This window comes from Dictyobacter alpinus (genome assembly GCF_003967575.1).
Classification (GTDB): domain Bacteria; phylum Chloroflexota; class Ktedonobacteria; order Ktedonobacterales; family Ktedonobacteraceae; genus Dictyobacter; species Dictyobacter alpinus.
The window spans coordinates 1,759,295-1,783,777 of record NZ_BIFT01000001.1; the positions used below are offsets into that span (position 1 = coordinate 1,759,295).

17 protein-coding genes are annotated in these 24,483 nt (G+C 49.3%); 8 read left to right on the forward strand and 9 right to left on the reverse strand.

Annotated features, from left to right (window positions below):
- Positions 1-2: 2 nt before the first annotated feature.
- The gene (locus EL633_RS06940; RefSeq protein WP_126626485.1) at positions 3-2,396 is read right to left on the reverse strand and encodes an ArnT family glycosyltransferase; all 2,394 of its coding nucleotides are present in this window, start codon (positions 2,394-2,396) and stop codon (positions 3-5) included.
- A gap of 707 nt (positions 2,397-3,103) precedes the next feature.
- Between EL633_RS06940 and EL633_RS06945 the strand changes: the two genes are divergently transcribed.
- Entirely contained in the window at positions 3,104-4,024 is a 921-nt protein-coding gene (locus EL633_RS06945; RefSeq protein ID WP_246039095.1) for a fumarylacetoacetate hydrolase family protein, read from the forward strand.
- 69 nt (positions 4,025-4,093) lie between these two features.
- Here the strand turns inward: EL633_RS06945 and EL633_RS06950 are convergent, their stop codons facing one another.
- The gene (locus tag EL633_RS06950) at positions 4,094-5,053 is read right to left on the reverse strand and encodes a VOC family protein (protein WP_126626486.1); all 960 of its coding nucleotides are present in this window, start codon (positions 5,051-5,053) and stop codon (positions 4,094-4,096) included.
- A 112-nt stretch (positions 5,054-5,165) separates the two neighbouring features.
- Complete coding sequence (locus EL633_RS06955) at positions 5,166-5,909, reverse strand: hypothetical protein (RefSeq protein WP_126626487.1); 744 nt, start codon at positions 5,907-5,909, stop codon at positions 5,166-5,168.
- Positions 5,910-6,528: 619 nt separating this feature from the next.
- On the opposite strand from EL633_RS06955, the gene EL633_RS36505 reads away from it, so the two are divergent.
- The gene (locus EL633_RS36505) at positions 6,529-6,693 is read left to right on the forward strand and encodes a hypothetical protein (RefSeq protein ID WP_161982005.1); all 165 of its coding nucleotides are present in this window, start codon (positions 6,529-6,531) and stop codon (positions 6,691-6,693) included.
- Between the two features lie 254 nt (positions 6,694-6,947).
- Here EL633_RS36505 and minE read toward each other — a convergent pair whose 3' ends face one another.
- The 3 genes from minE to minC all read right to left on the reverse strand — a co-directional run bounded on the left by minE (position 6,948) and on the right by minC (position 9,120).
- Positions 6,948-7,289, reverse strand: a complete 342-nt coding sequence (gene minE, locus EL633_RS06960; protein ID WP_126626488.1) for a cell division topological specificity factor MinE — start codon at positions 7,287-7,289, stop codon at positions 6,948-6,950.
- Between the two features lie 117 nt (positions 7,290-7,406).
- Entirely contained in the window at positions 7,407-8,243 is an 837-nt protein-coding gene (gene minD / locus EL633_RS06965) for a septum site-determining protein MinD (protein ID WP_126626489.1), read from the reverse strand.
- Positions 8,244-8,367: 124 nt separating this feature from the next.
- Entirely contained in the window at positions 8,368-9,120 is a 753-nt protein-coding gene (gene minC, locus EL633_RS06970; RefSeq protein WP_161982006.1) for a septum site-determining protein MinC, read from the reverse strand.
- Positions 9,121-9,415: 295 nt separating this feature from the next.
- Between minC and EL633_RS06975 the strand changes: the two genes are divergently transcribed.
- Both EL633_RS06975 and EL633_RS06980 read left to right on the forward strand, forming a co-directional pair.
- Positions 9,416-10,501 carry a phosphotransferase gene (locus EL633_RS06975; RefSeq protein WP_126626491.1) on the forward strand — a complete coding sequence of 362 codons (1,086 nt, stop codon included), beginning with the start codon at positions 9,416-9,418 and terminating at the stop codon, positions 10,499-10,501.
- A 323-nt stretch (positions 10,502-10,824) separates the two neighbouring features.
- Positions 10,825-11,643, forward strand: coding sequence for an aldose epimerase family protein (locus EL633_RS06980; protein WP_161982007.1), 819 nt, complete (start codon positions 10,825-10,827; stop codon positions 11,641-11,643).
- 82 nt (positions 11,644-11,725) lie between these two features.
- On the opposite strand, the gene EL633_RS06985 is transcribed toward EL633_RS06980, so the two are convergent.
- Positions 11,726-11,980 (reverse strand): hypothetical protein, encoded by a 255-nt coding sequence (locus tag EL633_RS06985; protein WP_126626493.1) that lies wholly within the window; start codon positions 11,978-11,980, stop codon positions 11,726-11,728.
- Between the two features lie 1,661 nt (positions 11,981-13,641).
- Between EL633_RS06985 and EL633_RS06990 the strand changes: the two genes are divergently transcribed.
- Complete coding sequence (locus EL633_RS06990) at positions 13,642-15,069, forward strand: hypothetical protein (protein WP_126626494.1); 1,428 nt, start codon at positions 13,642-13,644, stop codon at positions 15,067-15,069.
- 652 nt (positions 15,070-15,721) lie between these two features.
- Positions 15,722-18,154 (forward strand): protein kinase domain-containing protein, encoded by a 2,433-nt coding sequence (locus EL633_RS06995; RefSeq protein ID WP_126626495.1) that lies wholly within the window; start codon positions 15,722-15,724, stop codon positions 18,152-18,154.
- Between the two features lie 3 nt (positions 18,155-18,157).
- On the opposite strand, the gene EL633_RS07000 is transcribed toward EL633_RS06995, so the two are convergent.
- Both EL633_RS07000 and EL633_RS07005 read right to left on the reverse strand, forming a co-directional pair.
- Entirely contained in the window at positions 18,158-18,916 is a 759-nt protein-coding gene (locus EL633_RS07000; protein WP_246039096.1) for a hydroxypyruvate isomerase family protein, read from the reverse strand.
- Positions 18,917-19,048: 132 nt separating this feature from the next.
- A complete protein-coding gene (locus EL633_RS07005) occupies positions 19,049-22,936 on the reverse strand; it encodes a serine/threonine-protein kinase (RefSeq protein WP_161982008.1) in 3,888 nt (1,295 codons plus the stop codon).
- A gap of 256 nt (positions 22,937-23,192) precedes the next feature.
- On the opposite strand from EL633_RS07005, the gene EL633_RS07010 reads away from it, so the two are divergent.
- On the forward strand, positions 23,193-23,939 hold the full coding sequence (locus tag EL633_RS07010; RefSeq protein WP_126626498.1) for a sugar phosphate isomerase/epimerase family protein: 747 nt from the start codon (positions 23,193-23,195) through the stop codon (positions 23,937-23,939).
- Between the two features lie 174 nt (positions 23,940-24,113).
- Positions 24,114-24,455, forward strand: a complete 342-nt coding sequence (locus EL633_RS07015) for a hypothetical protein (RefSeq protein WP_126626499.1) — start codon at positions 24,114-24,116, stop codon at positions 24,453-24,455.
- Positions 24,456-24,483: the final 28 nt, after the last annotated feature.

Sequence of the window (24,483 nt, forward strand, 5' to 3'; positions counted from 1 at the left end):
ACTCAATTATCGATGGCTTCATACTGCACAGCTCCATTATCAATAATATTGATCTGGTAGATTTTTCGGCCAGGGAAGGCTTTTTGTAGCTGCGCATATTGGGTGGGATCACCAGCCAGCGCATAGATCACGTCGCTGTGCATTGCGGGATCATTGAGGGGAAAAAGGACCATCTGGTACAGGTAGGAATTACTGGTAACCACGATGGCATTGTGCAGTTTAGACTGATAAATTGTGTTCACATCGATCGGATAACTTATGGGCGCGCCACTATAATTTTTATAGACGACTGTCTGACGCGGTAAGTAGTAAATGAGATTACAAGCCAGCAGGCAGCCTACCAGCAGGGCTGTGGGCAGGCTCCAGCGCGATGAGTAGGATGTAACCTGGTTGGGGAAGTTATACGTATGCCACTGCGCAATCCTATCCCCCAGTTTTTGCCCCAGTAGCGCCAGCGTTATGATACCCCTGGCTGTCAGGCACAGTAAAAATGGTAAGGTCTCAAACAGGTAACGTGGTCCCAGATAGATGCCGTGATAAAAGTAGCCGACATAGGCTCCAACCATGCTAACCAGACATCCTAACAGCAGCCAATCGATCAGTCTGGCTTGCCGGGTAATAAAGGGGATGGCGATAAAAGCCAATGTGGTATAGAAGGGCCAGCCATAGAGATCAATGGCGAGACTGGTTAAGAGCTCATCAAGATTAACCAGACCAGCGGCCAGCGTATGTTGTCCATAAAAGCCGATCCCCGGACCAAATCCCCAGGTGTCAGCCGCGTAAAACAGGGTCCGTGGTGAGATAAAGATATTATGGGTAAGCAGAAGGTTGAAGCCCAGGCTGATGGCCACGAAGCAGAGGGCAAGGCCCAATGCGATCAATAAGGCGCGCCACCAGCGCCGCCAGTATAACCGCACCTGTGACCAGCAGAGCACGATACTACTGCCGGCAACCAGTACTATCCATAGAATGCCCACCAGGTCGCGGGTTAAGGCCGCCAGACCAAAGCAGATGCTGGCTAACCAGATATTCCAGGCCGCTCCTCCCTGCAAGAAACGCAGCAAGGCCCACCAGCCCCAGACCAGATAGAAGAGCGCAATGGCATGGCTAAGATAGCTAGCGGCCAGATAGCTATAAAAAGGTGAGAGTGTACCAAGTATTACAGCCAGGCTCGCGATCTGACGATTATAGAGACGCGCCAGCACGAATCCGCTTCCTAGCAGCGCCAGCGTCCCACAGAGCGGCTCAATCACCCAGGGATGTCCCAGCCACATACCAGGCGTAAGCGTCAGGGCCGTTCCCAGCGGATATTGGGCAAACCATTGTCCAGCAAATTGCAGCATAAAGGGACCAGGAAACAACGTAGCGGCCGGAGGGAGCGGCGCGGCGAGTTGACCATGCGCATAGATTTTAGCGGCAAAGAAGTACGCATTGGCATCATAGATATGCGGCATACCATGATATTGCACTCTGGCAATCCACAGGACGAAGCAGAGAGAGCCCAACAGACACATCAGCGCGAATGGGTGCACAGCATTGATCAGGGCCATCCATGCTCGCCTGAACACATTTAAGGGGGGTCGATTGGCTACTGTGGTCCCTCCATTCACATTCCTACGCAACCTGAAGATATCCAGGCGTCCACCCAATGCTCTACGAAGAAAGGCCAGCACTATATCACCGGCGATACACAGAATGAGCAGGACAAGAGACCAGAGTAGGGTACGCACGATAAAACTAAGTACCATGGCCGCAAAGGGCAAAGGGTCCTGTGGAAAGTAGGCCCGTCCAATCTCTTTTTCGTCGGACAGGCCTAGTGGACTACCGGTGGCGTTCATAAAGCGATCATTGCGATTCAAGGTGATATGCACACTTGAATGATCCTTCATCACCAGTGTCAGTGTGCGCGGCGTCTCTGGACGTTGCAATTGCACATGGACATAAAATAATGGATCGCTTGGAAGTGGAATTGATGCTCCAGGCTTTAAAGGATAAGAGCTTGTCTGAGATTGCTGAGGACGCTCTATGCGTAGATCACGCCACATGCTGGTGCCAGCCAGATCACGCATCCAGGCCTGAAAACGGTAGTAGGGAGAAGTGGCAAGTTGATGAAAATAGTTGCTATCTAATGAGAAATTATTCGTGCTATCGGTTCCATCCATCTGATATTCATGTAGAACTGGATCCTGATCGGCAAAAACGAGGTATTGCGGGGTGCCAACTTTGCCAAGGTCAAGAGTAGTGCTGCCCGCATGCACCTGCAAAGATTGGTTACGCATGGCTAAAGTTACCGGCAACGTAAATTGATAGCATGCTCGATCAAGCCAAAGTAAGAGCATGGCTAGTATGATCAGGCCTGCTAGATTCCACCACCTATACTTAGAAAGCCACTTCATATAACATTATTTCTCTACCCAGGGGTTCTAACTACTACAAGATCAACCATTCACCATATTTGAATGCGCGCACCATTATAAGCTTGAATGATCAAGTCTGTCAAAGCAAACTCGATGTAACGATATTTCATACCCAACCATGATCATAATTGGGTACCTTCACGTGGGCCAAGGAGACGTCAAAGTCCCTGATCATGACCATGTTAGGGATGAAGTAGCAGGACGTGAGATGGATTGGATGCGACGCCGAGCATACGTGGAGTGGTGGCACCAGCCAGCGTTTCGTACGTGGAGTGGGCGCCACACGCAAGGCCGCACTGCTGAGTTTACGTGAGCCAACGTGCAAGAACGACTCGCAGTGCTGTGGCGCCTACACGAATCATTTTTCTTCAAGCCTAATTAATTGGGAACGTTTGGCGATGCTTAAACGTTCCCAATTAATTAGGCAACACCCAACGTAATTCGTGTAGGCGCCACAGGCATGCATGCTTTTATGCATGTATCGCCGTTTACCAAGCCGCATGCCGGCCTCGCGTGTGGCGCCTACTCCACGTATGAAACGTCCGCTTCTCACGCCACCCGACGTACGCAACGCCTGCTTCTCGCGTTGTCCCATCCAGGTCACTCCTCGTTTCGGAATATTGTAGAATGGATGATACCTTTCCTACCTGATGGGTAGCAGCACGCGTTAAAAGGAGATATTTTTTGTGAGACTGGTCAGTTTTTCTAATCAGATGGATACGATGGTCCGACCGGGACTTGTAGAGCAAGGGTTGGTTGTGGATATTCTGCAAGCGAATAAGCTGCTGGAGCTGTCGGTGCCGGATTCTGTACAGGCGATTATTGCGGAGTTTGCGACGGTACAAGGGAGTTTGCGGCATATGGCTGAAGCGGCCAGCCAGGGTAAGTTGAGCGAGGCGAGCTATGCGCTTCATGAGGTAACGTTAGCTGCGCCAATTCCTCGTCCGCAAAAAAATATTATGTGCCTGGCTGTTAACTATACCGAACATGCTAAAGAGACGGCCGCGTTACGCGAGCATGGTGGCAAAGCTCCGACGCAGCCAGTCATGTTTACCAAGGCACCAACAACAGTTAATGGTCCGTTTGGAGAGATCATTATTGATCCTACGGTCTCTGAGGAGATTGACTGGGAGGTTGAGCTTGGTGTGATCATTGGACAAAAGGGTAAGAATATTCGTGAAGATGAGGCCATGAATTATGTCTTTGGCTATACCGTTTTGAACGATGTGACGGCCCGCGATCTACAATCTCGCCATAAGCAGTTTTTTAAAGGCAAGAGCCTGGATGGCTCGTGCCCGATGGGTCCCTGGATAGTGACTGCCGATGAGGTGAGAGATCCACATAATCTGGCACTGCAATTACGTGTGAATGGCGCAGTGAAACAGGATAGTAATACCAAACAAATGATCTTCTCAATTCCTGAGATGATTGCCACACTTTCATTGGGGATGACCCTGGAGCCCGGGGATATCATCGCGACCGGCACACCCAGTGGCGTTGGCTTCTCACGCGTCCCACCCGAATTCTTACGGCCCGGCGATATTATGGAGTCCGAGATTGAAGGTCTGGGTACGCTACGTAATCCCGTTGTAAGTAGCCAGCAATAACACACATACAAAAAGAGGTCGCCAGCTACTGGCGGCCTCTTTTTTGTATAGATGTGCTTCTGAGCTCAGCTAGGACTGAACTTCTTCTCGTATCCAGGATGGGAGGATACCCCAGACATTTAGGGCGGTAGCGCGCGTATGCCAGAGGCGTGGTGGTGTGGTCACATCACGATCATAATACTGCTGCATACCTGTCGAGAGCTCAACATGAATACCATCGGTATCAACGAAACGGATAAACAGGTCTCCACTGGCTCCATGACGGCCCGGACCCCAGACCAGCGGGATCTGCAACTGACTTAGTTGATCCGCCCAGCGCAATAGCTCATTGCCATCGGCAACACTAAAACCGATATGCTCAATACCCGGCTTACCCTGTATTAACATCAATGTATGATGATTTTGGTTACAGCGTAGCCATGCGCGCTCACGCAACAGCCAATCCGAAATATCGAAGCCTAATGCTTCAGTGTAAAACTCTACCATCGACTCCAGATGGGAGGTATATAAAGAAATATGTTGGAGCCCCTGTGGTCGCCAGGCCACGCCCCGACCATGGGTCGAAGTAAGTAACGTATCCGCCCGGGCGGCAATTTCAATACGATTCCCTTCTGGATCACTCAACCAGAGGGTATCACCCAGTTCTGAGTCGCCATCGCGTGGCTCCAGAGTCAGGTCAACGCCGGCCATCTTGAGGCGCGCGGCCAATGCGGCCAGTTCAGCGTCACTATCAACTTCAAAAGAAAGATGATGAAGAGGCGACTTCTGCACAGGGCGACGGCCATTCGTAGGCGTTGGTCGGTTATCATTAAAAAATCCCAGGTTGTGGAACTCCTCGCCCAGACCCAGGAAGACATTAGCATCCTCTATGTCATCTTCATCATCGTTTGTCGCACTCTCAGCTGTTGAGCGCACATCCAGCCCGAGAACCTGGTGGTAGAAGCGTGCCTCGGCAGGCACATCTGTCGTCCAGATACCAACATGTGCCAGGCGCTTTACCTTTACCTTCTGTATCTGCTGGTTGCTCATTGGAGCCTCCTCAAATTACCTATCTGCTGTGCTACGCGCACAAAATCTGCCTGTAATCATACTTCTCTGATGCAGATAGGTCAATAAATTAGCCGAAGGTCATAGGCACATGTTATTGGGATCGTGTGATATTTTTGCTCTTTACTCTACCATCTACATCTCTGGTAATGGTTGCATGCGGCTTTATATCTAGAAAATGCTTAACATTTGTAGATGATAGATCGATTGTCTCTAATACCCGTACAAGTGGAGTTGCGGGCATTGGGGTATCAGGAAAATGAAACAGGCCTGGTACCTGCGTCTGGGGAATGCTCGAACCCGTATTCATCAGTCGCAATGGCTGGCCAAGCCGGGAGATGGGTATGCCTGCGAACGATGAATTGGGAGCCTGCATAAATGGCTGGGAAGCTTTATGCTGTGGTTTGCGCCCGGTTCTGATATAATCGACGACCGCCGTGGTTACCACACAGAGGGCAGCAAACAGCACAAACGTTATCCAGTGATTCAGTAGCATGGCCCAATCATAGATGGCGGTTAGTATAAAAGCGACACCAATGACTGTAAACACAATACCACTCTGCAGCATACGGCTCAGGGTTATATATTTGGAAAGTATATACACACCCTGTAAGCGAAAAAGACCAAGCGTATCAATCCAATTGATACCGGTCATTATCACGCGTCGGCGCTGCTGCGCAACCTGACCAGTGTGTACACAATGCTGTACACTGGTCGGCCAGATCGCTTTGCTGGCACCGCGATGGAGTTGATAAGGCTCCTTATATGCACGGAGCATTCTGGGCTCTCGTATACCCCTACTCACCACCTTATACCTCGGTAGAAATGACTGATGCATAGCGACAATTCCTTTCGCAGCCTGACTCTCCAATGATGACAAAGCACTCAAGCGGAGAAATAAACTTACTGCGGTGATGCGGACCCCTTCTGCCAGATTTATCACTACACGAACGTTTTAGCGTCCTGAATCGTATAGATGTATTAGTGCCAATCAAGGTTCTACCCGTTGTAGATCAAGCGGATAATCCCATGTGCTCTACTACTATACATCCTATCTGGCCACATAAGGCGTATTCTCTTATCGCTATGGTATTAACTTCCTATCGCGTCAATGAAGTGCCGGCATACACCGGTGACTCCAGTGCCAGGGTGCCCGAACATCTTCACCATACATCTGACCCGGCCAAAGGATAATAGTTGTAATGCTGTACACAGAACCTTTGCTGCCGCTATAACGCCACACCCCAATAACCACACTCCATACCACAGCTCTCCACCAAATTTATCTGACTATCGTTGATCCACTACCACCCAACAACACAACTCAGCTCAACGATAAGGATCTGTCTGTACACATCCAGAAACAACTTGTGAGAGAAACCGGCTATAGCACAATCGTGGGCTCACTGTACGCATATACAACAAGCTGATAAGCTTTGAGAAAGAGGGAGGTAAAAATGACAACCGGCAAGAACTGGCAGGACATTTCCCCTTCTACCTTCCCATATCAACCATTGGTCCAATGTACGGCTGCAACGTCTCTATCCCGGCACTTCACTGACGCGCTAGCCTCACTTGATCTCCAGTTTGTCCGTTCCCAGGAAAAGGCTCTTTCCTGGTAGACGCACCATAATCATAGTAGCCATTATACACCGATATACACACAATACAAGTTAAAAACCCATAAAGATTGCTTTTATGAATAAAAACTCATAAGACTGACCGGAAATATTTTACAAATACATAGGATTTTGATTATATATAAAAGGCATTATATGTGAATATAGTAAGGAAGGGGAAGCAGATTGGAGTGCGTGGAGCATCCGAAATGGGTGCCCCCGCGTAGGAGTTTTGTATTCTAGAGAGAAATGTCTGCCTATTCATCACCTGAGTCATCTACATGCAGCGTGCCATGGATGACATTCGAGTTCGGCGTATGCGATGGAGGATCCCATTCAAACGTAATTTTTTCACGCTTGATGGGCATATTGGCCAATAACTTTTCTGCTCCACCTTCATGTGCCAGATTGACCTGCACCAGATCTTCATCAATCGCCAGACGACGTGAGACAACCGAAAGAATCTCTCCCCGAATCAGCTCAAGTAATTCAGGATTCAGCTTGAGGCGATCGTGCGCCAGCACGACTTTCAAGCGTTCCTTGGCCACCTCACCAGGGGTTGGCTTTTTCTTGCCAGCCATAAATTCAAAAACACCCATTGTTTGCCCCCTCCTAATGTTTTATCACCAGACCTTTTTGCCTTTGTATGTATACCAGAAGCAGGGTGAGAGGGCTACGGCGAGCATGCTTTCACGATCCGCTTCAAGAATAGTGTATTAAGAAGACTGAGAACGTACAGGCTTCTCGTCCAATGCAGGACCAAATCTCATTAAGCGGCGCAGTCGTTCTAGCAGGGATGTCGATTCTACCAGATCTTCCAATGGCACATCTTCACCCATGATACGTTGTGAGGCATGCATAAATGCGCGACCAGCCTTGGTACGTTTATCATAGACAGCTGGCTCACCTTTGTTGGTGGCGACGATAATAGCTTCGTCCTCGGGCACAACCCCTAATAACTCGATGCTCAGTACTTCCAGTACGTCGGTCACATCCATCATATCGCCACGCTTTACCATTTCTGGGCGCAAACGATTCAGGATAAGCCTGGGCTCTGGCTTGCCGGCGGCTTCTACCAGACCAATGATACGGTCGGCATCGCGTACGGAAGCCATTTCTGGATTGGCAACAATGATGATTTCGTCGGCTCCAACAATAGAGTTACGAAAGCCTTGCTCGATGCCTGCTGGTGAGTCGATGATCACAAAATCAAATTCCTGGCGCAGTTGTTGACAGAGCTGCTCCATCTGCACACTATTAACCGCATTTTTATCGCGCGTCTGTGCCGCCGGCAATAAATACAATTCTTCCTGGCGCTTGTCTTTGATTAAAGCCTGACGTACACGGCAGTTGCCCTCGACAACATCTACCAGATCATACACAATGCGATTCTCTAAACCTAACACGGCATCTAGATTGCGCAATCCAATATCGCCATCTATGACAACGACCTTTTTCCCTTGCATCGCCAGAGCGGTGCCTAAATTCGCGGTCGTGGTTGTTTTGCCCACCCCACCTTTTCCCGATGTAATGGTGATTACTCGGCTATCCATGCTATACCCCTTTTGAAGAACTTTTCAGGCTGCTGTATTGGCCTATACAGTCTTTTAGTATATCACGAACTTTTAATTGAAGTAATGATGCATTATCTAACTTCACGAATACAGCATCTGCACACTATTTGCGAGGTGGTCGTCCACTTACCCAGGTTTCAACGACGATCTGGCCCTGTCTAATCGTGGCCACTTCTGGGCGCGGCTGCGCTTCAAAGCCTTCAGGAGGACGAGAGAGCAGGTGGGCTATACGCAATTGGACAGGCGATAGTTGTAGGGAACAAACGATGGAATTCTCATTGTCGGGATAGCCCGCATGTACCATGCCACGCAACACACCCCAGACGATAATATCTCCGCCCGCCACGATTTCAGCACCCGGATTGACATCCCCAAGGACGACAACATTGCTGTTATGATGAATGGCCTGACCTGAACGCACCGTGCGCCGCAAGAAGAGGGTATCCATAGAGTCACGCGCATCTTTCTGCACCTGCCCATTCTGTTCTTGTGGTGTCGGTGCGATTGGCGTTGGTACGATTGGCGTCGGTGTAATCTCTTTTGTCACGGCTTCTGCTTGATTTGTATCTGGAATTGCGAGGGCGATGGTCCTGGCTGCGCGCCGTTTGTCGGCGACCGTCTCAACCGCGGAAACGGACATGTGATAGTGCGCCAATAAATCTTCCAGTTGCACACGCTCATTGTTACGCAGAGACCTCTGTGTGGTATCTACCGTGAGAGATGCTCCCCGAAAAAAAGAAGGCGACTCCGCAAGCCGATCTGCCAGCGCAGCGATCAAATCGCTAAAAGGGGTTGCTGGTTCTAGCGTTAGGAGCAGGCCATTGCGGGTACCTTTGATTGCTATATGTCCTGTCACAGACTGGAATTCCTCCTTGTGAAGCCTGTCTGTATCTACATATGACCGTGCCGTCGACGCTTCTTTACTCGAATTATCTCCCATGCCTTTTAGTCCCCATATAATCCCGGAAGCTGGACGAATATAATGATACAGTGGTAACGATGAATATCGTACATATGTGTAGATACATATGTACCCTGATATCATACAGTATAAACACCTGACTTTCAAAACACAATAGGTCCTGCTTACGACTAGCCTGATAAGCTCACTGGAAAAGCGCTAAACCATTCACTGAAATTCGCAGTATACTATGCATAAGCAACCGTCAAAGCCAAATAGCAGAAGGGAGGAGAAACTGGACGAGTTAGAGACTGGCCCTCGTGCCGAGTTAGCGTCTGTTGCCGATCTGATTGAGCACTATGCGCTTGGTACGATTCATGCCATCAGAGATCTAGGGGGAGCCTACAATTTAAATGCACTGCTAAATACTGAGTCGGGGGCTTATGTGTTACGCATCCATCGTCCCTGGGTGACAATGCCCCGGCTAGGATTCGAGCACCATGTCAGACGCTTATTGGCCGGCGCTGGCTTTCCAGTTGCGCTCCCTGTACCCACCATCACAGGAGCCGATATTCTCGTTCATCAACAAAGGTTGATTGAGCTGGAGCCGTTTATTTTTTTTGACACGCCCGCCAGGCGCTGGGAACATTTTCCGGCGCTCTTCACGCTGCTGGGCGATCTACATACATTCCTTGAGCAAGAGTTGCCGCCTGAAAGCATTGTGCCTCCCATGGTGAGTAATTATGCAACTCCCGTGCAATTGATTGAGCAGGTGGAACAAACCCTGGCTCTCATCAACGATTCACAATACAACTATAAGATGGTCGAGGTACAACAGGCTCGCGAGATCTGCCAGGTTGTCCTACAGATGCTCGCCCAACAATTGCCCTGGTGGTATGCTGAAGGACAGTATCTGCCGCATAGATTGACACACGGCGATTATGGCATGGACAATGTCCTTTTCCATGAAGGTAGGATTGTGGCTTTGCTGGATTTTGATTTTCTGGCTGTGCGTGAGCGCATCTTTGATCTGGCCTATGCGATCTATTGGATCTATTGGGGCTTAGAGGATGTACGCTATCCAGAATTGGCTCCCTGGCAACGTGTACGCACACTGCTGGCGGCCTATAACCAGACCAGCGCGCAACCATTGTTAGCAGAGGAGATACAGGCGTTAGCACTAGAGCTTATTCGCATTCCGCTGTATTGGATTGCTGAAGCGGGTTTTCTGCCCGACCCAGTCCAGGCCGTTCTGGAACAGAAGGATGCCGTGGCTTATGCGCTACGCCTATTTCAACAACGCGATGCGCTCACCAAAGCCTTTACTCTATCCTGATCAAGGACGACAAGACAGACAGATACGCATTCTACTGACACTGACTATGACAATTATCATGCTCATGTGTTAGATAGTGTTTGATTCGCATGAAATCCATGCACCGCCTGGCGTTTTTTCGCGCCTTTGGCGCTCCAACGGTTTTACGTGTGGTGTCAAAAAGTGTTCTCCGAATACTTTTTGACACCACACGTAAAACCGAAAGAAGGATGGGCCCTTCAGGGCCTGAGTGTGCCTGGGCGCACGCTCCACGAAGAGAGGGAGAAACAAACACTATTTTAGTGATATTGAGCATGCACATTTTAATTTGGAGTAACAACGCAATGACGTTCACACAGTTTCCAATGCAACGAGAAATCGTGCTTACGGCAGGCAACACCAAAGTCGGAGTGATGCCTGAAATTAGCCTGGTCTCACACTTCCAGGTAGGAGATTGGCCCGTGCTCTATCGGGCCAGCGAGACGGGTAATATTAAGCGCTGGGGTATGCCCTTGATGATCCCCAATTTCTCGCGCTTAAAGCAGGGTATCTTTCTAGAGAAAAATACTAGCCTGCCCGCGCATGGCTTTGGACGCAACCTGCCCTGGACGGTGACGCAGCAGGATGACTCAAGTATCACTATTGAGCTGACCAGCAACGAGCAGACGCGTCCGCAGTATCCCTATGAGTTCGTCTTTACCGCCCATATTGTGGCCGGCGAAGGTACGCTGAACTATACCCTGACCATGGAGAACCGTGGCGACGAAACGATGCCTATCGCTCCGGGCTTCCATCCTTACTTTACGGTAGCGCAGCAAGTCAAAACACAGATCACCGTTGAGGGCCTGCCCGAGGTCGATCCACAAACAATCCAATGGGCGACCCAACCACCAAATGATCCCTATCCATTTCCACATAGCGTCACACTGAATATTCCACAGGGCGGCGTCCTGACCATTGCCGAACAGCCGGTCAATGGAACCTATGCCTTAGCCACCATGCAAGTCTGGTCCGAGCCTTCGACCGCTCCAGATCATGACTTTGTCTGCTTTGAGCCAGTCGTCACCAGCGAAGACGGTCTCAACCGTCCTGCCGATCGCCTGAATATTCCTGCCCATAGCTCACAGCAGATCATCTTACAACTCACAGCTCAACCAGAATAACAGCGCAAAACAAAAGTGCCAGCCAGAATAACAATCTGGCTGGCACACCCTGAAAACCTGCGCGCAAAAACAAGAGCAAGATTTATTTTGCTGAACGATCCATCCAACGCTTTTTATAAACGGTATAGGTCCGCGTCTGATTGGTCTCTGTATCCTCCAGAATACATTCCTGCCACTGTGCCTCAATCCCCTGAGTCCGCAGGCTCCTGATAGCCACATTGATCAACGCAGTATCCTGCTTCAAATTTACCCCCACCAATTGTTCCGGGGTCAACGTCCCCTCCTGCTCAATAGACTGCTCTTGCCGTGTACCACGCAACGTATAATGAATAGCCATAGTTCTTTTTACTCTCCAATGATTTTGACCACCATCGTTCTCACGCAACCAACAGCTAGCTTTTCAAAACCCTTATAGAGATCCACAAAAACATGCTAGCCCAACCTGAACCCAGTAATCAAATATATATAGCCCCCATCATAACACAACCACAACAATCATGTATGCCAACACGCAAAGAATATCATCACTATCATTTGAGCTCAACAGCTAAAGACATTTATGCACATATCTCTAGCTCTTTAGTTCTGTAATTCTGTAATTCATGAGCTCAGTCAGCAAACAAAGCATAGATTGAGTGAGCGTTACAGGCACGCAAGGCAGTTTATAACGTGATCTCCGCTTATAAATTCCACAACAGGCCCTAAACAGCGCTACAATCAATTTATGACACTTTTATAGTATCGGCATCTAATTGTACCTCATGATAATCAAAAAGCCGCCATATGGCCTTATAATCGCAAATAAATGCATTGTGCATCTTAATATGAAATATATCATCATAAGAGCATTATTGCTCTCCACAAAATCAGCAGGATCTCGCATCATGGTTCGTGATCTGGCCTTGGGTGGAAAAACATGTGAAGCGAACCGATCGTACGTCGATTGACGCCACACGCAAGGCCGGCATGCGGCCTGATCAACGGCGATACGTGTTTAGAAAGCATCGCATGCCTGTGGCGCCTACACGAATCATATTTCTTCAGCCATGATCGCTCCGGAACGGTTTGGTGGGCGATCATGGTCGTGATGGGTGATCCTGCTCGTCAAGGAATGGCGATAATGGAATATTCCCTCACACACATTCCAACATGATCAAGCCACATCCACCGTGATTCCCACACCCGTTCCAACATGATCAGGCCACATCCACCGTGATTCCCACACCCGTTCCAACATGATCAGGCCACATCCACCGTGATTCGTGTAGGCGCCACAGCACTGCGAGTCGTTCTTGCACATTCGCCCACGTAAACTCAGCAGTGCGGCCTTGCGTGTGGCGCCCACTCGGCGTACAAGACGCTCACCAGCCACGTCAAACCAATGCACAAAATCATGAATTCCACAACAGACCCTAAAAAACACCACAATCAATTTTTAAGACTTTTATAACTCCAACCACTAATCCACCGTTATACTAACCAGAGGAACTCCTATAGTCCTTAGAATCGCGAATAGCGGCATTATATGTTTCGTCACAAAAATATACTTCTGTCAGAGCAGCATGGTTCCCTCACAGCATCTTCAGACCATGCTCTCTTGCTCCCTCTTTTTCCACCCATCACCAGGATTTGATCTCAACAACTTAAGACATTTAAGAACTTAGACACTAGAGACATTGGCAGAAATGTCTTAAGTTGTTGGTTAAACCCTGTTTTTAGTTCGCAACTTAAGACATTTAAGAACTTAGACACTAGAGACATTCGTAGAAATGTCTTAACATTGCAAAAGTATGGTATGAAAGCGTTTCATTTTCTTTTTATGGGAAAATTAACTTTTTTCTACTTTAATTAATTTATTAATAATATATTATGAGTCATCCCTAATTTTTCAAAAGAAGGGCTAGGCAAAAAAGAAGGGCTAGGCAAAATGGATCTCGTCATTTAGACTGTTGAATATGAAAAGCAAACAATCACTAAATGAGGAGATCCATCGTTATTATGTCAGAATTGTCAGAAACCTTCAAACGCTTGGAACAAGATCCGCAGGGGGGATCACAGCATCTGCTTCAGTTGCTTGAACAGTTTTTGCAGCCTTTTTTGCTCAGGCTCGATGATGTCTTGGACAAACGGTTGGTGCGCACCTTGCTGCAATGCCTGGTCGCCATCATCCGCTTGCGCAATAACCCGCAAGCCCTGTGGATAAGTGAACTTGGATCCTATCTGCAAGGCTATGATGGCTACGCATGTAGTGCTACCGCAGGCACCAAGCGGGTCGGAAAGCTGTTGCGATCCGTGAAGTGGACGGTAGGACTCATTGACCACTATCTGCTGGAAAAAGCGGATGAGGAGGTACGCACCCTCAAAGAGCAATGCAAGCGGATCCTCTGCATCTGGGATGGAAGTGTGCTGGAGAAAGCCGAAAGCGAAAAGTTGGAAGGACTCTGCCCGGTTCTCTCGAGTAAAGCCAAGAGGCGGCAGCGGACAAAGCGGGGCTTCGTGTTCAATTGGCCTGCTGCTCGTCCGGTCAGGGTCATGGGAATGCAGTGGAATGCTGCACTCATTGTCGGAATGCAAGGGCTTCCTCATCTGGCAGTCACGAAGTGGTGGTCAACCAAAGGCGTCTTTGCCACCAGGCTCCGAGATGCGGAAGAAGAGGGATTGCGGATCTGTGTCAGGAAATGGGGTTCTTTGCTGGTTCATGTCTTTGATCGCGGCTATGCCTCAGGATATTGGCTGCGCGTGCTCGCCAAGTATCGGGCCCGTTTCATTATCCGCTGGGTCAAACATCACGTGTTTCTGACACTGGCCGGAGAGGAAAAGAAGCTGTGGCAAATTGGCCAGGGGAAGAAGTATCGCGCGCACAAAGAGATCTGGGATGGCAGAACGGGAGAAAAGATGGCCTGTGATCTGTGGTGGACAGCCCTTCGCCATCCTCAGACGCACGAACCATTGTTTCTCGTGAAAGCGCGGGTCAAAAAAGGCATCATGTATTTGATCACCAATGAGCCAGTCCACACCGAAGAGCAAGCATGGGATGTGTTCTTCAGTTATCGTCGGAGATGGCAAATTGAGGTGAGTTTTCGCTATGCGAAATGTGAATTGGCCTTGGAATGTCCTCGGTTGTGGTCGTTAGAAGCTCGACTCAAGTTGCTTGGTATGGTCATGCTCGTCTATGCCTTCCTGCTTTCCTTGCTTGATCCGAGGCATCACGAACTCGTGCAAGCGCTCTTGCGCTTCCGATGTCACCGAACCGGAAAGCGGTGCCTGCACGTGCAGGCACCACTCTATCGGATCCGATGGGCACTCAGTCGCTTGTGGGACGATGACCGTCCCCGCTTCGGTTGTTTCCTCCCACCTTCTGATGATCCCCTCACGGTTTGCTCACTCATCCGAGACCTTGAGCGATTTCAGAAAAATTGGGGATGACTCATGAACATACATACGTAAGTGTAACCTGGAATGAAGAATATAAATGTACAAGACAGTCCACCTCATTCTTGCACAGCCTGATGTACAAAAATGACATGTCTCCTCATAACTTAAGACATTTCTGCCAATGTCTCTAGCGTCTAAGTTCTTAAATGTCTTAAGTTGCCGAGCTCAAACACCTTTTTACGCCATAACTTAAGACATTTTTGCACATGTCTCTAGCGTCTAAGTTCTTAAATGTCTTAAGTTGCCCAGCTCAAACACCTTTTTACGCCATAGCTTAAGACATTTTTGCACATGTCTCTAGCGTCTAAGTTCTTAAATGTCTTAAGTTGCGAGCTCAAACACCTTTTTTCCAACAAATTACGCATGAGCGCACGATATCTCGACGTGAGATAAGCTCTCCGTCTCTTGGGGGAGAACCATCCATGCACGAAAGCAGGTGATGGTCATGGAGACGCGCTCAATGGGAGCAACGTAACGGCAGGGCTTGTTCCCCAAGACTTTTCGGTTAAGGGGGGATGAGGAATGCCCCTTTTAACCGAAAAGTATTGCCTACCAGGCTTGACACCAGCATTTTCATTATCTACTATATAATTCAGGTAACATCTATAAAAATAGGTTGCGAGTGAGAGGGGATGGGAGCATAATGATACCTCCTGAAGATTCTTCAGCTATAGAAGAAGACAATCAACCAGCTGAACAGACGCTACATAATGGCGAGTATGTGATTCAACGCCTGGTGACACGGGGAGAGACTGGCACAATCTATCTGGCCAGACATACCTCGCTTTCTACGGCGTTAACACTGAAGCAGATACCAGCAGATCAACCATTGCCTGAAAATGTTAGCGCTGAACTGGATTATATTCTGCATGGCGGAGATGTCTCGCGTCGCGCCAATCCTGCTTATGCTCAGGACAGCACGTTTCCGAGGAGCGGCGGTAAATACACGGATCTTTTTCTGCGTGAAGCGCTCTTTCTGGCACGCTTACAGCATCCAGCTTTGCCCACACTCTATGACTATTTTTCTGAGAATGGCTACTGGTATCTGGTAATGGATACCATTTCCGGTCAGTCGTTACAGCAATATCTCCAGCAATCGTCCCCTTTAAGTCCATTGGAGGCTCTGGGTTATGCCATGCAGCTATGCGATGTGCTGGACTATTTGCATAGCCAACAACCACCGGTCATTTTTTGTATGCTCCGTCCAGAGACGATTATGTTGCTGCCCGACAAATCCTTGATGCTCTTCAATTTTAGTGGCGCACGCTATTTTAAGGAATCTCATCCACTGGAACAGGCGCAAGAATTATTTGCGGCCGATAAACACATAACTGCCTATATGGCCCCTGAACTTTTCGTACCTCAGGGACCACTTGACGTGCGGGCGGATCTCTATAGTCTGGGTCGTCTTTTGCAGGAGATGATTATAGGACACGATAGGGCAGCGCATACCGATGAGCAGCCGCAAGAGCAGGTTCCAACAATCTCTACTATGCTGAATGGATTGCTTAAGTTGGCTACACGGGAAGAGGTTGCCGAACGTTTTCAGAGCGCCCATGTCTTTTTTCTGGCACTGGAACGGGCTTATCGCGCCGAGGAACGCTTACATTATCGGGAACAGCTCTACAACTTATCTTTGCGCCCAACCACTACACAATATAACAATGGTGAAAATAAAGCCGGACCACCCGGAGTGGCGACGGCTGTCAGTGAACAGAATGCAGGGGCAGAGACCGAGTTCACGACCTGTGTGCCCGATCTAGAGCAGCGGCGGCTGACGCGTGAATCGTTACAAAGACAACGACTAGAGCAGCAGGAACAGGAACTATTAGAGGGCCATTTTGCGTCAATGGATGAAAGCCTGCAGCGCCGTTCCAGTACGACCCTATCCCAGCTTTCACTGCATGCATTACAGGCTCCTCAGCCACGTCCTAAACGGCTGACAGGCCATATCTTACACCGCGTCATTCAGATCTGCTTTGTGCTGGCGCTCCTCACCTTTATGTTTCTGTCCTCGCTCCTCATCTATACACGCATTTTGCAGCCCGCGCAGAAACATACAGAATTGCCCACAGTATCCAACCCAGATCAAGACACATCCGCCCCAACAAGGTCAACGACACTCAGCAATACCTGGCTACGCCTCCCCGCACTTCCCCAGGCACAGGCCGATAACGCCGCCGTCTATGTGGAAGAACAGACACACGCATATGTCTACACAAATGGGGCCTATCACAAACCCGATCACCCTTCCTATGACCGCACCCTGTATCGCTATGATATTACAACCAGACACTGGGAGACAGTCCCACTGGCACATTTTCCAGGTATCGTCAATAATGCTGCGGCCGTTGATGAACAAAACAGGATCTTTTTTACCTCCGGCTATTCGTCTGATACCTATAATGTCCCTTCGCTCCTGTATATGTATCAGACTACAAATACCCAGCTCACAAAAATAGTTCCCCCCACAACCGTGACAATTGGTTTTGCCAGTTCTATGTTCGCGGATAAACAGGGACATCTTTATCTCACCGAGGGCTTTAGCAAAGCAGGCGATAGCAGTGCACGCGCTGGCACTGGCTGGTATCGCTATGATAGCGCGACTGACCATTGGCAACGCCTGGCGGATTTACCGGTGGGATTAGGCTATACACTGCTGGCGGGCGATGAGGAAGGCCATTTATTGCTATTCGGGGGATCGGAAGACGCGGGACAACAACTGCAGACGAATCATATTTATCGCTATGATATTGCTCACGATCTCTGGTCTCAGTCGCCTACCAGTATGCCGGTGGCGATCAGTGCGGCCTCGGGCTGTACCGTGATGCCTGGTAAGCTGCTCCTGGTTGGAGGATACGACAAAGCCCGGCAGAAGGGTACCAATACAACCTGGCTGATTGATACACAAACATTCCAGACGCAGGTGCTTGTCCCATTTACAGCGGGCGGGTCTGTGCTAGGGGCCAGTGCCTGCGATGGACAGGGACGTGCATATGTGACGCAGGGGGCAGATGATCCACACCTGCCCACACCTGAATTCTGGCAGTTGCGCCTGATAGAGACAAGCGGCTAAGCTTTACTTGCTATGCTCACAATCAGCATAAGCAACTTTCAAGGCTTGCAATGGATCTCCTTTAGGCATAAATTCGTGCGCGATATAGCCCTCATAACCAGTAGCGCGAATGGCCTGGTAGATTGGAGGATAGTAGATCTCCTGGGATGTATCAATATCATGGCGACCTGGATTTCCAGCCGTATGGTAATGGGCAAAATATGGATGGTATTGCTGGATAGTACGTATCAGGTCGCCCTCCATGATTTGCATATGATAAATATCATAGAGCAACTTGACTCTAGGCGAGTCAACCAGTTCACAGACCCTGGCACCCCAGGAGGTTTTATCACATTGATAATCGGGATGATCTACTTTACTATTCAGCAACTCAAGGATCAAGGTCACATTAGCCTCTTCGGCCGCTTTAGCCACACGGCGCAGACCTTCGGCTGTGTTTTCACAACCCTCTTCATCAGACATACCGGCCCGATTACCACTAAAACAGATCAGACTTGAGATCCCCCATTCCTGTGCCAGTGCCAGATTGGACAGAATCTCCTGCTCGATCCGCGCGTGCTCGGCGGGACGATTCAGCCCGCGCTCAATCGAGGTATGCCCACCAATCGATGCAATCTGTAGACCATGCTCTTTCGCCAGCGGCCAGTATTGCTGGTCGATTAAATCTACCCCTTGATAGCCGATCTCCGCCGCGGTACGTAGTAGCACCTCCGGCTTCAAATCAGGACGCGCATAACACCACCAGGCAAATGACTGTTTCATCGCAGATCCCTTCATCGTACATAACGTGATTTTCGCAGATTGAACTCCACTGCATACCAAAAATGAGAAGCATGCGTAAGAGCATGCTTCCCCCTATTGTACCTGATTTTTTTCATCTGTCATCAGACCAGACTATCTCAAGCCTGACTTGCTGGCATGAGCAAGCAGATGATTCACCCGTTGCAGGTCCAATTGGGCTTTCTCATTGCGGAAGATGTTCCTGGCCTCATGCAAATACTGCACGGCCAGCGTATAATTTTCAGGCGTGCGTGGCTCAGGTCGCAAGAGAATACCAGCATAACTTTGCAACGAACGCGCATATTCCAGACTCATCTCATAATAGCGCGCCTGCTCGATCGAGTATAATAGCCGCTCGTGGGCCTGCTCATACTGGCCCTGGAAACCCAGGCTGCATCCAATAATACGTGTCAGTCGCGGTGTCAACCAGACAATTCCCAGGCGCGCAATTTCTTGTTGAATCGCGACAGCACGGGACGCCGTCTGCTCGTGCTCTCCCGATAACAATAATACTTCTAACATGGCAACCTGCGCTTCGCAACGGGTCTCTGCCTCGATACCATGCATCTTCACGACATATTCAAGCGTATGCCTGGCACGGCGTAGTAAACGCCGCCGCTCCTTCTCCAGGAGCGTTGTGCCGGTGGTGCCATAATCCAGCATCCTGGCCTGCATTAAGCGGATATAGCCTAAGGTGATCAAGGTTGGTCCTATATAGGGAGGGATGCGCAACAGGCGTGCCAGTTTCAGAGAGATACACAGCATTTTTTGTGCTTCAGACAACTTACCTTGGTCCGCCAGAACCAGGGCAAGGTAGGTATAAATCCACACCTTGGCCAGCACATCATCAAAACGGCCAAGCGATTTCATGGCCTGCTTGATTTCGATTTCAGCATCGCTCAAATTGCCACAACGGGCAGCAACCAGCCCCAGATTACAAGAGATAAAGGTGGAAAGCGGAATCTCTTGAATATTCTGTGCTTCGATCAACGCTCGCCTGAAAACTTGCATCGCTTGCGCATATTCCGCCCGTTTAAGATAGACATCACCCATATTGCAATCCACAATCGCCATCTTACGTTTACAATCGTGTTGCTGGAAAATGTCAAAGGCGGTACGCATATGTTCCAATCCTTCAACATATTGACCTATCGCGCCAGCAATAGTTCCTAAGAGACCATATACATCTGCCAGATCAATCTCATGGCCGTAAAGGATGCGGTGTAGTGGGGAGATCTGGGAGTAGTTTTTCAGTTCGCAGATGGTTTTCTGCTGTTCAAGCACATCCTTCAAAAATTCACAGGATTGTAGCGCGTAAAATTGTGCCTGCTCATAGGCACCACTAAGCCAGTGGGCATAGCTGTGTTGAAAGTAGAGGTGCGCCAGCGCGGCCCCGGAATGCATACCGCTGGCATGTAATAATAGCTCACCACGCTCATAAAAGAGGAGCGCTTGTTTGACATTCCCCTGGTCATAATTTGCACGTCCAATACGTCCCAGCAAAAGAGCCTGAATCTCGACGTCCAGTTCTTGTTCAGAAGGCGACAGTGGCAGACTCTGCTGCTGATGGAGTTCCAGAATGTGGGTATAGATGTCACACGATTCACGGAAACGCCCCTGGATACGCAGACATTCTGCCAGATATTCTTGTAACTCGACCATATGCTGCTGATCTGCTTGCGAAGCTTTAAAGCTATCATTCATACAGAGGTCTAGCTGGTGGATCGCCAGACGATAATAACGCTCTGCCTCGGCATAGGCAAAAAGGGCGTATGCACGATTGCCCGCCATCTGGGCGTAACGTACGATCAATGCTGGTTCACCACCACCCTGCTGTAGATGGTGCACAATTAATGCGGCCCCCTCTTCCTCACGGCGCGCATATTCACGTAACAGTGTCTGGCTGGCACGCTTATGCAGCAAAGAGCGTCTGGCAGCAAACATGCTTTCATAGATATGATGGGTAAAAAGTGGATGCCAGAAATGGAATGTCACCTTGTGCCCGCTGCCCTGTTCAGTCAACAAACCAGAGTGCAGAGCCTCCTCTAGCAGCGTCAACAACTCCTCTTCGTCTAATGGCTGGTCGGCAGTATGCAGCATTTCATGCATAGCCGCAAAGGAGAAAGATCCGCCCAGGATCGCTCCGGCGCGTAAGAGTTGTAAGCAGGGCGCAGTCAAGCGTTCCAGGCGCTGCTTAAACAGCTCGGTGATGGTCTTCGTCAACGGAATACGGTCATCACTGGCCTGCGCAGCATCCCGCTCCTGCGCATGAACCATGCGTGCCAGTTCTTCCGCGAAAAAAGGATTGCCTGCGGCCAGATATTGAATCCTTTGTACCAGGGCCGGTTCTTTTACTGGCTCTACCAGGCAAGCAATCTGGTTATCGGTCAAAGCTGCGAGATGGTGGACATTGACCAACAGCTCACGTTGTAATTGCATGACCTGCGTTCTGAAAGGATAAAATGAGGAGAAACTGGTCTCACGACAGGTTGCCAGGAATACCACAGGATATTCAACCATATGGCGGCTAAGATAGCTGATCATCTCACAGCTACTTTGATCGGCCCATTGTAAATCATCTAATACAATCAATACAGGACCCTGTTTACTGATATCGGTGAGTACTGCCAGCACCGCATCCCAGAGTTTGAGCGGTGCCATATCGGAGTAGGTGGAGGTACTGACTTCTGTCCTTTGGAGTGGGAGTAGCGCGAGCTCAGGCAACAAATCCATTAAAGGCTGATAGATGGTCGGGAGAGATTCTTTTTTGACATCAAACCAGAGATGCTGTTTCATGGCCTGCCGTAGTATATCTGTCCATAATTGATAGGGGGCGCCTTCTTGAGCATAGGCCCGACTCCAGAGGATAAACCAGCCGCGCTGATAAGCATCACGGCTAACCTCTTCAGCTAAGCGTGTCTTACCTATTCCAACATCTCCTGACAACACCAGTAGTGGTGAACGCGCTGGCGTGACCCAGGAAAGTCCTGAAGCGTAATCGGTGGCCACCTCCGGCGTCCGGGTATAACGCTCTGCGGCCAGCAATGTTTGATGCAATAGACTGTACTCTTGCTCACGACCCACCAGTGGCCGCTGCCGGGTACGTCCAATCGCCACAGTTTCTATGGACGCCGCAGAATATATGGACTTTTCTATATACTGGGCTTCAAGAGCCTCTTTGAGCGCGCTAACAAAATCCAGCACACTGGAGAAACGCTCACGTGGATCTTTGGCCAGGGCTTTAAAGATGATTTTCTCAACCCTGGCTGTAATCTCAGGACAACGCTTATGCAGTGAAGGCGGAGCAGCCATAACTTGCTGGACAGCAATACCTGTACGTGAACCGGTAAAGGGCAAGCTACCAGATAACCATTCATAAATCACGATAGCTAATGCATATTGATCACTGGCCGGACATGGATAGCCTTGCAGTTGTTCAGGCGCCATATACGCTACAGTTCCTGCAATATCCCTTGGGTGTCGTTGATCTCCATGCGTAAAGACGGCAATGCCAAAATCACTTAATAGCAATTCATCGCGCGTCCCCAATAACATGTTTTCTGGCTTCACATCGCGATGGATCACACCATGCGCATGGGCATGCTGTAATGCTTCAGCCACACTCATACTGTATGTAATAATTTGCGCTACTGGCAGAGGCTTCCCCGGTGTATAAATGCTACGCACACTACCATTGGGAGCATAGGCCATTACGAGAAATGGCGTGCCCTCATGAACTCCAAAATCATGGACCTTCACAATATTTGGATGGTCGAGATGCGCAATAATGCGAGCTTCGGTCAAAAAGCGCTTGTTATGTTCATCCGAGAGTTGCATACGCACAACCTTCAAGGCTGCGTGTGTGTGCAGATACATATGCTCCCCCAGATAGACATCCGCAAAACCGCCTTGTCCCAATAAGCGTGTCAGCACATAACTGCCGAGTTGGTGTCCTTGCAGACCATTCATAATTAATCCCCAGATTGCTATTGCGATTGCCACAGACATTCTTTTCTATCATGGGAAGATACCTTGCTTTTTCCCGGCACGGCAAGAACATAGGACATTTAGTTATTTGCGATTTATTTTATGCAAAGCATGAACGACACTCGTCACCACCCTACACAAATATTGTTAAGAGGCACCCAGGTCAGGCCGCGAGAGAGCTATGCCCTCCCTAAAGGTGGTATACTTATGGTGAGTTTGGGCAATGAATGAGCCTTAAACACCTATTCTTTAGTAGTAGTAGGGAGTTTTCATGACTGACACAGTAGCATTACAGTTATATACTGTACGCGATGAAACTGCGAAGAATTTTAAAGAAACCTTGCGCAAAGTTGCCGAGATTGGCTATCCCGGTGTTGAGTTCGCTGGCTATGGGGATTTCACATCGAAAGAACTGGCTGCAGTTCTGACCGAGCTTGGCTTGAAGACGGTTGGTAGCCATGTGGGTCTACATCTGGTTGAGCAGGATATTGAGCGCGAAATCCAGTACTGCCTGGAGATTGGCAGCCCTTATTTGATTATCCCCTTTATCAATAAAGATCTACTTAATCAGGAAGATTCCTTCAAAAAATTCACGGACCAACTTAACGAGTATGGTCGCGTGACAAAAGAGCATGGTCTGACGTTGGCTTACCATAACCATGATTTTGAATTTGCTAAGGTTGGCGATGAAACGTTGATTGAGCGTATGATCGCTGCGACCGATCCTGCTCTGGTGAAATTTGAGTTGGATACCTACTGGGCCGCCTTTGCGGGTGTTGATCCGATTGCATTCATTAAAAAGAATAGCACGCGGATCGCGACCTTGCACCTGAAGGATATGACCCCCGATCGTAAGTTTACGGAGGTTGGTTCAGGGACACTCGATATCGCTGGCTTTATCGAGGCCGGTCAGGCCGCTGGCGCTACGGCATTTATCGTTGAGAATGATCAGCCTGCGATTCCTTCACTGGAAAGTGCTCGCCGGTCCTTCGAGGATTTACATAGAAGCCTGACCTAGCTTTGCTTGTGAAGCGGCATGGGAGACGCTCATCTTTATTGGTGGCGCCTCCAACCGCTTCATCTGGATAAACTCATACGGTAGGATGCGGTTCGCTTGTGTGGATGGCTGGTACGATAAGGATGTCATTCCAGTGCCACGACATCTTGATATTCGTCAAGAGGAGAGCTAAGCATGACTGACCTGACATCTGTTCCTGATTTCGATGAAGTTACCGTTTTTATCAAAGAACGTGTTGAAGCTATGCATACGCCTGCGAGCCAGTGGGCCGATCTGGCCAGGCTGGCAATTCAGGGCCTTCCACATGATGCATATCGCCTGGCTGAATTAGAGCAGCGCATTAATAGCATTCGTGGTGAGCTACGTCGGGTCGTGCTCGCTGCCTGTGAACACTTCTCAGAAGAGCAATTGAACGATCTACGCAAACAAGTGGGCATGAGTAAAACCGCCTGGCGCGCCGCCAAGTCTAAACGAGCTGTCACGATCAAACATGGCTTCTCACTCGTCATTTATTAAGTATCACCTTGCCCATTATCAAAGAAAG

Excerpts from the sequence above, each read along its gene's own strand:
- EL633_RS06940 (WP_126626485.1), bottom strand. The coding sequence starts at position 2,396 with ATGAAGTGGCTTTCTAAGTATAGGTGGTGGAATCTAGCAGGCCTGATC.
- EL633_RS06950 (WP_126626486.1), bottom strand. The coding sequence starts at position 5,053 with ATGAGCAACCAGCAGATACAGAAGGTAAAGGTAAAGCGCCTGGCACAT.
- EL633_RS06955 (WP_126626487.1), bottom strand. The coding sequence starts at position 5,909 with ATGCATCAGTCATTTCTACCGAGGTATAAGGTGGTGAGTAGGGGTATA.
- EL633_RS36505 (WP_161982005.1), top strand. The coding sequence starts at position 6,529 with ATGACAACCGGCAAGAACTGGCAGGACATTTCCCCTTCTACCTTCCCA.
- minE (WP_126626488.1), bottom strand. The coding sequence starts at position 7,289 with ATGGGTGTTTTTGAATTTATGGCTGGCAAGAAAAAGCCAACCCCTGGT.
- minD (WP_126626489.1), bottom strand. The coding sequence starts at position 8,243 with ATGGATAGCCGAGTAATCACCATTACATCGGGAAAAGGTGGGGTGGGC.
- EL633_RS06975 (WP_126626491.1), top strand. The coding sequence starts at position 9,416 with ATGCATAAGCAACCGTCAAAGCCAAATAGCAGAAGGGAGGAGAAACTG.
- EL633_RS06980 (WP_161982007.1), top strand. The coding sequence starts at position 10,825 with ATGACGTTCACACAGTTTCCAATGCAACGAGAAATCGTGCTTACGGCA.
- EL633_RS06985 (WP_126626493.1), bottom strand. The coding sequence starts at position 11,980 with ATGGCTATTCATTATACGTTGCGTGGTACACGGCAAGAGCAGTCTATT.
- EL633_RS06990 (WP_126626494.1), top strand. The coding sequence starts at position 13,642 with ATGTCAGAATTGTCAGAAACCTTCAAACGCTTGGAACAAGATCCGCAG.
- EL633_RS06995 (WP_126626495.1), top strand. The coding sequence starts at position 15,722 with ATGATACCTCCTGAAGATTCTTCAGCTATAGAAGAAGACAATCAACCA.
- EL633_RS07000 (WP_246039096.1), bottom strand. The coding sequence starts at position 18,916 with ATGAAACAGTCATTTGCCTGGTGGTGTTATGCGCGTCCTGATTTGAAG.
- EL633_RS07010 (WP_126626498.1), top strand. The coding sequence starts at position 23,193 with ATGACTGACACAGTAGCATTACAGTTATATACTGTACGCGATGAAACT.
- EL633_RS07015 (WP_126626499.1), top strand. The coding sequence starts at position 24,114 with ATGACTGACCTGACATCTGTTCCTGATTTCGATGAAGTTACCGTTTTT.